This window comes from Bacillus sp. V59.32b, from assembly GCF_003429085.1.
GTDB lineage: Bacteria > Bacillota > Bacilli > Bacillales > DSM-1321 > Peribacillus.
In genome coordinates this window covers 1-12,249 of record NZ_QVTC01000028.1, presented here as the reverse complement: position 1 = coordinate 12,249, position 12,249 = coordinate 1, and the positions used below count along the sequence as shown (strand labels likewise).

The 12,249-nt window shown below is 42.4% G+C and carries 10 protein-coding genes; 2 read left to right on the top strand and 8 right to left on the bottom strand.

The features are described 5' to 3' along the window. Positions 1 to 432 precede the first annotated feature (432 nt). From gcvH to D0463_RS07580, 5 genes are all read right to left on the bottom strand, one after another. Positions 433 to 816 (bottom strand): glycine cleavage system protein GcvH, encoded by a 384-nt coding sequence (gene gcvH, locus D0463_RS07600; RefSeq protein ID WP_117306782.1) that lies wholly within the window; start codon positions 814 to 816, stop codon positions 433 to 435. A gap of 76 nt (positions 817 to 892) precedes the next feature. Then, complete coding sequence (locus tag D0463_RS07595) at positions 893 to 1,252, bottom strand: arsenate reductase family protein (RefSeq protein WP_117306781.1); 360 nt, start codon at positions 1,250 to 1,252, stop codon at positions 893 to 895. Between the two features lie 164 nt (positions 1,253 to 1,416). Then, a complete protein-coding gene (locus tag D0463_RS07590) occupies positions 1,417 to 3,201 on the bottom strand; it encodes an acyl-CoA dehydrogenase family protein (protein ID WP_117306780.1) in 1,785 nt (594 codons plus the stop codon). Between the two features lie 83 nt (positions 3,202 to 3,284). Continuing rightward, a complete protein-coding gene (locus D0463_RS07585; protein ID WP_117306779.1) occupies positions 3,285 to 4,463 on the bottom strand; it encodes an acetyl-CoA C-acetyltransferase in 1,179 nt (392 codons plus the stop codon). A 47-nt stretch (positions 4,464 to 4,510) separates the two neighbouring features. Next, positions 4,511 to 6,904 carry a 3-hydroxyacyl-CoA dehydrogenase/enoyl-CoA hydratase family protein gene (locus tag D0463_RS07580; RefSeq protein WP_483295724.1) on the bottom strand — a complete coding sequence of 798 codons (2,394 nt, stop codon included), beginning with the start codon at positions 6,902 to 6,904 and terminating at the stop codon, positions 4,511 to 4,513. A gap of 362 nt (positions 6,905 to 7,266) precedes the next feature. Between D0463_RS07580 and D0463_RS07575 the strand changes: the two genes are divergently transcribed. After that, positions 7,267 to 7,398, top strand: coding sequence for a YuzL family protein (locus tag D0463_RS07575; RefSeq protein ID WP_117306777.1), 132 nt, complete (start codon positions 7,267 to 7,269; stop codon positions 7,396 to 7,398). Positions 7,399 to 7,557: 159 nt separating this feature from the next. Here D0463_RS07575 and D0463_RS07570 read toward each other — a convergent pair whose 3' ends face one another. The 3 genes from D0463_RS07570 to D0463_RS07560 form a co-directional block, all read right to left on the bottom strand. Further along, positions 7,558 to 8,475, bottom strand: a complete 918-nt coding sequence (locus D0463_RS07570; protein WP_117306776.1) for a proline dehydrogenase family protein — start codon at positions 8,473 to 8,475, stop codon at positions 7,558 to 7,560. 212 nt (positions 8,476 to 8,687) lie between these two features. Then, positions 8,688 to 8,942: a DUF2573 family protein gene (locus tag D0463_RS07565; protein ID WP_117306775.1), complete on the bottom strand. Its 255-nt coding sequence runs from the start codon at positions 8,940 to 8,942 to the stop codon at positions 8,688 to 8,690. A gap of 76 nt (positions 8,943 to 9,018) precedes the next feature. Beyond that, a complete protein-coding gene (locus D0463_RS07560; protein WP_117306774.1) occupies positions 9,019 to 10,191 on the bottom strand; it encodes an FtsW/RodA/SpoVE family cell cycle protein in 1,173 nt (390 codons plus the stop codon). Positions 10,192 to 10,935: 744 nt separating this feature from the next. Between D0463_RS07560 and D0463_RS07555 the strand changes: the two genes are divergently transcribed. Next, positions 10,936 to 11,898 carry a LacI family DNA-binding transcriptional regulator gene (locus D0463_RS07555; RefSeq protein ID WP_117306773.1) on the top strand — a complete coding sequence of 321 codons (963 nt, stop codon included), beginning with the start codon at positions 10,936 to 10,938 and terminating at the stop codon, positions 11,896 to 11,898. Positions 11,899 to 12,249 lie beyond the last annotated feature (351 nt).

The following is a 12,249-nucleotide window of genomic DNA, read 5'->3' as shown; positions in this document are numbered from 1 at the left end:
GACACCGCACGAGAAAATGCGTATGCATTTTCGAGGAGTCTCGCAGATTCCCTTCCCAAAAGAACATTATCGTTTAACAGAGCCATTTTTATAAAGTGAAACTTCCATCGGCGGGGGTTTTGTTCCCCACCGATGGTTAGTTGAACCAATCGGACTTTTACGGGCAGTTATTCCCCGCTCTTATCCTAGTTTTTCCATCCAAGTCTTGACGTGGGGGGGCTTACTGCCCGTTAAAGCGGGATAAAGTGAAACTTCCATCGGCAGGGGTTTTGTTTATCCCCCAGCGATGGTTAGTTGAACCAATCGGACTTTAACGGGCAGTTAATCCCCGCACTTATCCTTGTTTTTCCATCCAAGTCTTGAAGTGGGGGTTTTACTGCCCGTTAAAGCGGGATAAAAATGGAGAAGACTTAGACAGCCTTCTCCATCATCTTATCCTTCGTTCGTCATTTCTTCGTATTGTTCTGCAGTCATCAGATTGTCCATTTCACTCTTATCAGAAGGCTCGATAACAACCATCCATGCTTTTTCGTATGGAGATTCGTTCACATATTCGGGGTTGTCATTCAGGTCTTCATTCACCTCAATAACCTTCCCGCTAATCGGCGCATATAGCTCAGAAACCGTTTTTACCGACTCAACGCTGCCAAATGGCTCGTCAGCCTTCACTTCAGCTCCAACTTCCGGAAGCTCAACGAATACGATATCCCCCAGCTCGGATTGTGCAAAATGCGTAATGCCTACACGCACATTTTCCCCTTCCGTCTTTACCCACTCATGCTCTTCAGAATAACGAAGTTCCTTTGGTGTTGTCATAGTAAATTCCCTCCATACTTATGTAATTAAATAATATCTATTGTTGTTAATAGATTTAGACGACCTTTGGCAATGATTATGAATGCCATACCTGCTCATATTCTACTTCAATAAAGCCAACTGTGACCTTGCTGCCGTCAGTGGCAATCGGTCTTTTGATCAGCATCCCGTCGCTCGCTAACAAATCAAGCATTTCATCTTCGGTTGCGCTTTTCAGCTTATCCTTTAAGCCAAGTTCCCTGTACTTTTGCCCGCTCGTATTAAAAAATTTTTTCAGTTCCAATCCGCTATTTCGGTACAAATCTTCCATTTCGTTTCTCGATGGCGGATTTTCAGCAATATGAACTTCCTGATATGGAATCTCATGGCTATCCAGCCATTTCTTCGCTTTTCGGCATGTTCCGCATTTTGGATACCAGTAAAAAGTTAAAGCCATACATTCACCACCTATTGATAGAATACCCGTTTTTCTTTTCCAATACAAAGCATATGATGTAATTTTTTTGATTTCACATAACTTCATATGCTTGGCATGTAAAAAACGGAAATACCCTTAAAAGGATATTTCCGTCAGGCAATGGTCTGCCATGTTAACCTGGATTATAGGGCATATTTCTCTGTTTCGATCAGCTTGGCTGAAGCTTCGCGCTTCTTAGCAATCACGTTGATAGGATTGTGTCTTGTCAATTTACGGAAAGCAGACAGCATCGTGCGTAGAGTGTCTCCGCTCTGTGCAGCGATAAGTGTTTCTCTTGCATGCTGCTCAATTTGGTTGAAAGCTTCCTGACAGAAAATTTCTGTGTAAAGAACCTTTTGTTGGTTCTTTTCAAGTCCTGTAGCTGCAATTGCTTTTTCGGTACGCAATACCGCTGATTCCATCGCATAGGCGAAAGAAGCAATATCCGCAATGTTAACAAGCACTTCTTGTTCCTGCTCCAGTTCTTTGCCAAATGTTTGGGCAGCAAGGCCTGCAGCCAATAAGCCGATTTTCTTGGCGTTCTGCACTAGCATTTTTTCTTGTGCCAATGGCTCATCCCCTGGCTCTTCAGGCATCATCATCATTAATTCTTCCTGCAAAGCCTGTGCTTTTTGGAACAAAGGAAGTTCGCCTTTAAGTGCTTTTTTGATGAACGTTCCAGGTACCAAAAGGCGGTTGATTTCATTTGTCCCTTCGAAGATACGGTTAATACGGGAATCACGATATGCTCTTTCGATTTCATACTCCTGCATGAATCCGTATCCACCATGAAGCTGAACACCTTCGTCAACAACATAATCTAATACTTCAGAAGCAAAGAATTTGTTAAGTGAGCATTCTATTGCGTATTCGGCAATGGAGTTAGCCACTTCTTTCCCGTTTCTAACTTCTTCGTCAGTCAGCTGGCTCATTCGGTCTTCAAAAAGCCCAACCGTACGGTAAACAGAGCTTTCAGCCGCATATAGCTTCGATGCCATTGTAGCCAGTTTTTCTTTTGTTAGGTTAAAGGAAGACAGTGGTGTTTTGAACTGCTGGCGCTGGTTTGTATAAGCTGCAGTTAAAGCAAGTGCATGCTTGGATGCTCCGACGGCACCTACCCCTAACTTATAACGTCCAATATTTAAGATATTGAATGCAATGACGTGGCCTCTGCCAACCTCACCAAGAAGGTTTTCTGCAGGAACCTGTGCATCTTCAAGAATTAGAGTACGTGTAGAAGAACTCTTAATACCCATTTTCTTTTCTTCTGCTCCTGTAGAAACGCCCGGGTATTCACGTTCAACGATGAAAGCTGAGAACTTATCGCCATCGATTTTTGCATATACGACGAATACATCCGCAAACCCGGCGTTTGTGATCCATTGCTTCTCACCATTTAATACGTAGTGAGTGCCTTCAGCGTTCAATTTAGCTGTTGTTTTTGCACCAAGTGCATCAGAACCGGAACCTGGCTCAGTCAATGCATAGGCAGCAAGCTTCTCACCCGTTGCCAGCAATGGTAGATATTTCGACTTTTGCTCTTCGTTACCGAATAAAACGATCGGAAGAGAACCGATCCCAACGTGCGCTCCGTGAGTGATCGAGAAGCCGCCTGCACGTGCCATCTTTTCAGAGATCAATGCTGAACTTATTTTATCAAGCCCCAGCCCACCGTATTCCTCAGGAACATCAGCTCCCAGTAATCCAAGGTCCCCGGCTTGCTTTAACAATTTTACGGAACGGTCAAATTCATGGTTTTCAAGATGTTCAACCTGAGGAAGAACCTCATTTGCTACGTAATCCTCAGTTGTTTTCGCAATCATTTTTTGCTCATCTGTGTAATCTTCCGGTGTGAACACTCTTTCGTAAGAAACGTCTTCGACTAAAAAGCCGCCGCCTTTTATTAAAGCTTCTGTTTGATTTGACATTTTGTTACCTCCCAGATTGTAGTTTATTGTAACTAAGACCCGCTCTTGATAAGAATCAGAGCGAATCAACTGAAAAATTCACCTTAAGCTAATAGTTCAAATACGCCCGCAGCGCCCATTCCGCCGCCGATACACATGGTAACGACCCCGAATTGTTGGTTTCTGCGCTTCATTTCATGTAGAAGGGAAAGTGTCAACTTAGCACCTGTACATCCAAGTGGATGACCAAGGGCAATGGCACCGCCATTTACATTAACGATTTCTTCATTAAGGCCTAGCTCACGAATAATTTGGATCGATTGTGAAGCGAATGCTTCATTCAATTCGAATAATCCGATATCCGAAAGTTCAAGACCAGCTAGTTTTAACGCTTTCGGAATCGCAGCCACAGGCCCGATTCCCATGATTTCAGGCGGAACTCCCGCTACAGCAAAGGAACGGAATTTGCCCATTGGCTGAAGGCCAAGAGATGAAGCCTTTTCACCATCCATTACCATTACAGCCGCCGCGCCGTCACTTGTTTGTGAAGCATTTCCCGCTGTAACGGATCCTGTCACGGAGAAGGCAGGCCGTAATTTACCAAGAATATCTGTAGTAGTTCCCGCGCGTACTCCTTCATCCTGGGAAAATTGGAATGTTTTTTCCTTAAGCTTGTTATCTGCGCCAACGGAACGAAGTGTTACGTCAACCGGTACAATTTCATCAGCAAACTTGCCTTCGGCGATGGCCTTTCCTGCCTTTTCGTGGCTGCGTACGGCAAAAGCGTCCTGATCTTCACGAGAAATCCCGAATTTCTTTGCAACTTCTTCAGCCGTGTGGCCCATTCCCATATAGTATTCCGGAGCTGTTTCCGCTAGCTTCGAATTCGGACGTGTTACATGGCCCATCATCGGTACTAGACTCATTGATTCTGCTCCGCCTGCAATAACTGTATCGCTTTGGCCGAGCATGATTCTTTCAGCGCCGTATGCGATACTTTGCAAGCCGCTTGAACAATAACGGTTGATCGTGATGGCAGGAACTTCATGCGACAGCCCAGCCAGTGCCCCGATATTCCTGGCCATGTTCAATCCTTGTTCTGCCTCAGGCATGGCACAGCCTATAATCAAATCATCGATATTTCCTTCATAATTCCCCGCACGTTTTAACGTCTCTTTGACAACAAGAGCTCCTAAATCATCCGGGCGTACGTTAGCAAGAGAACCTTTTTTCGCTTTACCTACCGGTGTACGTGCCCCGGCTACAATTACCGCTTCTCTCATGGAGATCCCCCTTACTTTTTTTGATTCCATCCATTAAGCAAGTTCTTTTAGTTGCGCAACGGCTTTCCTTTTACAAGCATGTGCTGCATTCTTTGTTGTGATTTTGGTTGAGCGATTAAGCTTAAGAAAGCTTCTCTTTCTAAATCCAACAAATATTGTTCATCCACTTCTGTGCCATACGGTAGTTTACCGCCTGCAATGACATATGCTAGTTTCTTGGCGATCGTCATATCGTGGTCAGAAATGTAACCCGTCAGCCTTAACGATTCTGCACCCAGCAGAAGTGCTGCATAACCAGTCTCGCCTACTACAGGAACTTTAGCTCTTGCAGGGGCCGTATACCCTTGCTCATGTAAGGCAAGAGCAGCCTGTTTCGCATCATGCAACAAGTGATCCGGGTTAACAGAGATTCCGTCTGCGAAGTTCAAGAAATTGTTTTCGCGGGCTTCTTCTCCTGATATTGATACCTTCGCCATTGCGATCGATTCAAACACTTTGTTGGCAACCTTTTGCAGGTCGAACTCAACACCTTGAGGCATGCTCTTTAAATGCTTGATATAAAGTTCTTTGTTTCCGCCTCCGCCAGGAATCAAACCGACGCCGACTTCAACTAAGCCCATATATGTTTCGCTTGAAGCCTGGATGTGTGCTGCTGGCAGACAAACCTCAGCGCCACCACCAAGCGCCATATTGAACGGAGCGGCTACAACCGGTTTTCCGCTGTATTTGATTTTCATCATCGCTTGCTGGAAGTGACGGATGACCATATCCAATTCAGGAAGGTTGTCATCCTGGGCCTCCATCAGCATCATGGCCAGGTTCGCACCGACGCAGAAGTTTTTCGCCTGGTTTCCGATAACAAGACCCTTATAATTTTTTTCCACTTCATCTACTGCAAAATTGATCATTTGAATGATATCAAGACCAATTGCATTGTTTGGAGAAGTAAATTCTAATAAAGCTACACCGTCACCGATATCGATCAAGCTGGCACCGCTGTTTTTCTTGATGACTTTGCCTTGTTTTTTCAATGATTTCAAGTTGATGACCTTTGGATTCTCAACCAACTCTTTATATTCACCGTTTATATAGAAAGAGATTTTACCTTCTTCGTTTTCCTGGTAGAAAGAAGTAGCACCGCCCGCGAGCATGTCTTCAATCCACTGAGGAACCTGGGTCCCCTCTTCCTTCATTCGCGCAACTGATTTCTCAAGACCGATGGCATCCCACGTTTCGAATGGGCCTGTACTCCAGCCGAATCCCCATTTCATCGCTTGATCAATTCCGACAATATCATCAGCGATTTCGCCAACTAATTCAGCCGAGTAAACAAGAACAGGGCTAAGGATGTTCCATAATAATTCACCTGCACGGTCATCGCTATATACAAGCGCTTTCATTTTGTTCGCTAGTCCTTTTTGCTGTTTTGCTGCTTCAGTAGAGGCTGTCTTCAATTTTTTTCTTTCAACGTATTCCAATGTTTCCGGGTTCAATTCAAGGATTTCCTTGCCTTTTTTCAAAAAGAAACCTTGGCCTGATTTGCTGCCCAGCCACCCATTATCGATCATTTTTTGCAAAAAGCCGGGAATTTCAAATACATCCTTCTCCGCGCCTTCCACTTGGTCATATACATTTCTGGCAACGTGCGCGAACGTATCGAGTCCAACGACATCAAGTGTACGGAAAGTTGCGCTTTTCGCCCTTCCAATCATCGGGCCTGTAATGGAATCTACTTCTCCTACGCTGTAACCGCCTTTAAGCATCTCGCGGACAGTCACAAGCAGCCCGTAAGTACCGATCCGGTTGGCGATGAAGTTCGGTGTATCCTTTGCTTCAACCACGCCTTTGCCAAGTACATCTTCGCCAAATAGCTTCATGAATGAAAGCACTTCAGGGTCAGTGTTTTTAGTAGGAATCACTTCCAATAGTTTTAAATAACGGGGCGGGTTGAAAAAGTGTGTCCCCAGGAAATTCTTTTTAAAATCTTCCGAACGGCCTTCAGCCATAGCCTCAATCGAAATACCTGAAGTATTCGAACTGACAATGCTGCCCGGCTTTCTGAATTGGTCGACTTTCTCATATACTTGCTTTTTCACCGCAAGGTTTTCGACAACCACTTCAATGACCCAATCGACTTCACTAAGGCGGTCAATGTCATCTTCCAGGTTACCCGCTTCAATTAACGCTAAGTTCTTCTTAGCTGTCAGCGGTGCCGGCTTTTGTTTTAAAAGCTTTTGCACAGAACTTTGGCTGATGCGGTTCCTGACTTGTTTGTCATCAAGTGTCAGCCCTTTTTTCTTCTCATCCTCTGTCAGTTCACGAGGAACAATGTCTAATAATAAAGTTGGAATGCCGATGTTCGCAAGGTGTGCAGCAATCCCGGATCCCATAACTCCTGACCCCAGAATAGCAGCCTTTCGTATTTGTCGAACCAAATTCATATCCCCCTTACTTAATGTATTGAATGAATACTCATTCATTTTACTTTCAAAAAAATATGCATGTTTTTCCTGCTGATTTAAATATAAAATATTTTCGAAAATTCCGCAATTAAAAACTACTTAAAAAATTATATTTTTCTCATATTTCTTTCTTCTATCATTCTATTCATTCGCATATAAAGAAAACTCGCCGATTGGCGAGCTGAAAGGTAAGGACAGAGGCGTAGTTGCCCTTATGCAGATAAGATCGTCCATACTTTCTTATCTGCTAAAAAAGTGCAGCAACTGAGCGTTAATATATGGACGGTTAATATAATTTGGTTCGGAAAAAATAAACGGGACAAGCAGGAGGTGAAATCCATATGGCGAGACTCAAAAAGAATCCCTCCAAAGCCGGAGTAAGTGCAGCGAGTGTAAAGGGGAATGCAGGTCCTACTGTGGAAAACGATGGCGGCGGAAAAGTGAACAGTCAGAATAACCAATATAAAAAATAAATAAAGAAAACTCGTCGATTGTCGAGCCGCAAGGCGGAGATTAGACGAAGTTGCACTTATGCAGAAAGGAAAGTTTATACTTTCCTTCTGCCTTAGGAATGGAATGAAAAAATGCGGAGAAATCATCAGGTAGATGTTTTTCCGCATTACGCTTCCCCATTATTTTTTAAGCATTCCTTTTAAGACAAAGGCCACATTAGCCGGACGCTCAGCGAGACGGCGCATAAAATAACCATACCAGTCTGTGCCGTATGGTACGTATACTCTGATTTTGTAGCCTTCCTTCACTAACTCCAACTGACGTTCATTCCGGATGCCGTAAAGCATTTGAAATTCGAATTGATCATTTGGTATGTTGTACTCTTTTACCAGCTGTTTTGTATATTCGATGATCGCATCATCATGGGTGGCAACCGCGGTATAGTTTCCATTTAATAAATGCATCTTGATGATCGTTTTATAGTTTTCATCGACATCCTTTTTATCAGGAAATGCAACTTCTTCGGATTCTTTATAAGCGCCTTTTACAAGACGGAGGTTCGGGTTAAGGCTGTTTAGATCATCAATATCCTTTTCGGTTCGGAAAAGATAGGCCTGAATGACCGTCCCGACATTCTCATAGTCTACCCTTAATTTCTTGAAGATGTCGATCGTAGTCTCGCAGCGTGAATAGTCCTCCATATCAATCGTTACAAATACGTCATTTCTTCTCGCAGCGTCGAGAATCTTTCTCATATTCTTCATGACGACTTCCTCGGAGATATCCATTCCCATTGAAGTCATTTTTAAAGACAGCTGTGAATTCAATTTATGCTTGCCGATTGCTTCGATAGCCAAGATGGAGTTGTCCGCCATTTCATTCGCTTCTTTTTCGTTATCGACAAACTCGCCAAGATAATCAACCGTTACCGCAAGACCTTTTTCATTTAAATCTTTTATTTTCTTTACGGCCAAATCAACGGTTTCTCCAGCGACGAAACGGGAGGCGCCAAAGTGCAGGCCGTATTTTTTAGCCAGCTTGGTCAAACTTTTATTTTTAGAAAGAAAGAGAAAGAAATCCCTCATGATTTGCTCCATGCGTATAGCCCCCTAAATATCTATAAAAGCAACGTATTTATTTTACCATTTGTCATAATATTTGAATATGAAAAATTATTTTGCGTTAATGAAAAATTTAAATCTAGCAACAATGCGCTATTTTAAAACTTCAATCTTCCTATTTCCATATAACATTTTTTGTAATGAATGCATAAAAAAAGGCTCTTATCCAGCGGATAGAAGCCTGTTCTTTATTTGCCCGTCTGATCCGAGCGTTTTGCATCATTTAGTTGTTTGATCTCTTTGATAATATCCATTAGCTCGTTCTTAGCTTCCGGATACTTTTCATTCCAATGCTTCGCGAGCGCCGGCATGGATTTGGCGATGAACGTATAAAGTGCATAATATTGGACCTTTCCTTGCAGCTCCCGGCCGGATTCACCTGTCAACAATTCAGTGTACTTCTCAAGCAGTGCATGAAATTGGGAATCAAACTCTTCGTTCATGAATCTCATCCTTTCATTTTGGAGTAGTTAGGTCCTGAACGGAAGAAAAAAGACAAATGCAGCGGCAAATGTCTTTTTAAACGTCAGTAGCAAACATATATTTCTTATAATGATAGCGGATGCTGAAGATGATTCCCATCGCAAGCATATTGCCCATCAAAGAGCTGCCTCCGTAACTGATGAATGGAAGCGGAATACCTGTAATCGGAAGCACACCGATTGTCATCCCAACATTCTGGAACACGTGGAAGGTAATCATGCTGATGACACCGACACAAATATAGGTATAAAAATTATTATTCGTCTCCATGCCGATTTTCGTGATTTGATAAATAAGCAGGAAAAATAAACTGATGACAATACTTGAGCCGATAAATCCGTATTCTTCACCGATGATGCTGAATATAAAATCGGTCTGGCTTTCCGGCAGATACACTTCGGAGGTACCGACCCCCTTGCCATCCGTTTGTCCTGAACCTATCGCAAGCAGGGATTGAGTCAAATGATATCCTTCAGTGTCCTGGTAATTATACGGATCGATCCAGGAATAGATCCTTCCGAATTGATACTGCTGAACTCCTAGATATTTTTCCAATATTTCAGGATGCCAAAGTACAAAATACATGATTGTCCCAGCTAATGAGATCCCCACTGAAAAAATCGGCACTAATATACGCCAGGTAATACCTGAGATAAAAATCATCCCTACTAAAATAGCCAAAAGCACAAGGGATGTCCCGAGATCTGGCTGCTGCATAATGAGTGCAAGAGGGAGAACTGTAACAAGACCGAGCTTCGCCATTAGCCAGAAGTCGGTTCTAGCTGTTTTAATAGGTGTTTTCAGATGATGGCTCGAAATGACATTTGCCAGAGCCACGATTAAAAACACTTTCATAACTTCCGAGGGCTGAAAAGATCCCATCAACGGGACCTGGAACCAGCTTTTCGCTCCATTGATGGGCCTCGCTATACTTTCAGGAGCAATGATTAGAAATACTAGTAAAAAGCAGCCGAATCCGTATGCGTACCAAGAGAGCTTTTTCAATTGGTCAGAATCAAAAGTGATAACACCAAAAATGATGGCAACGCCAATCGCATAAAAAATGATTTGTCTTATAACAAAATTGCTTTCATATTGCCCTGATGTCTGGGCACTATAGATGGCTATGGTACTTGCAAGGAACAAAAGAAATATAATGAATGTCAATCCGTAATCTAAACGGGACGTTAAATTTTTTTCTGACTGCATGGTAACTCTCCCTTAAAAGGCTCAAGCAAAAGATTAAAGTAATTTACATCTTATTATTATACTTGATAAAGAGAAAATCACAACAATATAGTAGGATTGGGTATTTTTTCTTTACCCTTCAATTTTAGGCATTTCACCATAACTGGTGGTTTAATATTGATTAACGTAATATCTCAGTCAATTTTCCAACAAAGTTAATTGGCGAGGATGTGCGAGACTCCTCGAAAAATGCATACGCATTTTCTCGTGCGTGCCTATTCATGGATGATGATTCAACGTCTTGCGGGATAAGCAGACCAGTTAACGGAACGTCGACTAATATCTGCCACGTCCTGTGGCAAACGTCGACGCCAACACATCCTGTGTAAGTCCCGGAGGCGTGCTCTTTGCCGTGGAGGCTTCCGGACTGCTCGCGGAAAGCGAGCGCCTGGAGCGGAAGTCAACGGATAATCAAAGCTTAAACCACTTCTTTTGGTGAAGAACCCTATTTTATTGCTTTTATCGCAAAATAAGCGGCAACCAATTCGATCGTGCAAAGTAATGCTAGACTCAATAGGCCCTGAAGCATTTGAAATCTCCCCTTTCATCTTTTCAAAAATATGATAAGGGATGAAACGCATACCAGAACAATACCCTTTATTTGCTTTAATCTGTGAGTGAATTTATCGTCCATATACCTTTTCTTGCTCTGAAACGCATTTCATACGTTAAACTAGTGTTAAAAGATAAGTGGTGAGGGATCATATGGCCAATATTAAGCAAATAGCCGAAAAAGCGGGTGTTTCCGTAACGACCGTTTCAAGGGTTTTAAACAATCATCCATATGTGAGCAGCGAAAAAAAAGAAGCTGTTTTGACGGCGGTTGAGCAATTGCATTACACGAGGAACATCAATGCGATTCATTTAGCAAAAGGAAAAACACACTTGATAGGCGTAGTGATTCCTTATACGAATCATCCTTATTTTGGCGCAATTATGGAGGGCATTTCGAAGCGGGCAAATGCATTCGGCTATCATTTGGTAATCTTCCAAACCCATTACGAAAAAGACAAAGAGTTACAAGCATTGGAAATGCTAAAAATGAAGCAGCTGGACGCGCTCATCATTTGCTCACGAATCAATGAAGTGAAAACGTTGAATGAATACAACCGATACGGTCCGATTATCTTATGTGAAGATTCCGCGCAGGACACTTTTCCCTCCATAAGCATTGATCAATATACCGCTTTTTCAACTGCCCTTACTTATCTCATTGAAAGAGGCCATCGTAAAATTGGATACAGCCTTGGACGAAAAAAAGGCCGCAATAGCCATTTGCGTTCAAAAGCCTATCAAGATATTATTCGCGAATTCAAGTTGGAAACCAATCCGGATTGGATCTTCGAAGGCTGTTACAACATGAAGGACGGTGTGGATATTTTCAACAAATGGCTCCATTTTGCAGATAAACCTGATGCTTTGATTATAACCAATGATCAGGCTGCTGCCGGATGTATGTTAGCAGGTAAAAATGCGGGAATTGATTTTCCAGAACAATTAGCCGTAATTGGCTTTGATAACGATGAAATCGCTAAGCAGATGGGTATTACAACGGTTTCCCTTCCTCTTGAATCCATGGGGAAAACAGCCGTCGACTTATTCATTGATGGTAACGAGCCACAGCAAATTAAACTTGATTTTCAATTGATTCAGCGGAGTTCTTGCTAGTTATATAAGTTGAACTAAAGAATATTGCATCGTTAAATTTTTGGCTCATTTAAGCCGAAAATGTATTGGTGAACAACTTTATATCCACAAATTCCACTTATCCATGAACATAAGTACTATATTATTGGAATAATAATATATAATGATTACTCTGCTATGTTAATAGAATTATAACGAATATATTATCCAACGGATCTTCACCATAACTGGTGGTTTAATATTGATTAACGTAATATCACAGTCAATTTGCAACAAAGTTGATTGGCGAGGATATGCGAGACTCCTCGAAAACGCATACGCATTTTCTCGTGCGGTGCCTATTCATGGATGATGATTCAACGTCCTGCGGGA

Bases quoted from the DNA above. Each gene is read 5' to 3' on its own strand.
- gcvH (WP_117306782.1), bottom strand. From the start codon at position 816: ATGACAACACCAAAGGAACTTCGTTATTCTGAAGAGCATGAGTGGGTA.
- D0463_RS07595 (WP_117306781.1), bottom strand. From the start codon at position 1,252: ATGGCTTTAACTTTTTACTGGTATCCAAAATGCGGAACATGCCGAAAA.
- D0463_RS07590 (WP_117306780.1), bottom strand. From the start codon at position 3,201: ATGTCAAATCAAACAGAAGCTTTAATAAAAGGCGGCGGCTTTTTAGTC.
- D0463_RS07585 (WP_117306779.1), bottom strand. From the start codon at position 4,463: ATGAGAGAAGCGGTAATTGTAGCCGGGGCACGTACACCGGTAGGTAAA.
- D0463_RS07580 (WP_483295724.1), bottom strand. From the start codon at position 6,904: ATGAATTTGGTTCGACAAATACGAAAGGCTGCTATTCTGGGGTCAGGA.
- D0463_RS07575 (WP_117306777.1), top strand. From the start codon at position 7,267: ATGGCGAGACTCAAAAAGAATCCCTCCAAAGCCGGAGTAAGTGCAGCG.
- D0463_RS07570 (WP_117306776.1), bottom strand. From the start codon at position 8,475: ATGGAGCAAATCATGAGGGATTTCTTTCTCTTTCTTTCTAAAAATAAA.
- D0463_RS07565 (WP_117306775.1), bottom strand. From the start codon at position 8,942: ATGAACGAAGAGTTTGATTCCCAATTTCATGCACTGCTTGAGAAGTAC.
- D0463_RS07560 (WP_117306774.1), bottom strand. From the start codon at position 10,191: ATGCAGTCAGAAAAAAATTTAACGTCCCGTTTAGATTACGGATTGACA.
- D0463_RS07555 (WP_117306773.1), top strand. From the start codon at position 10,936: ATGGCCAATATTAAGCAAATAGCCGAAAAAGCGGGTGTTTCCGTAACG.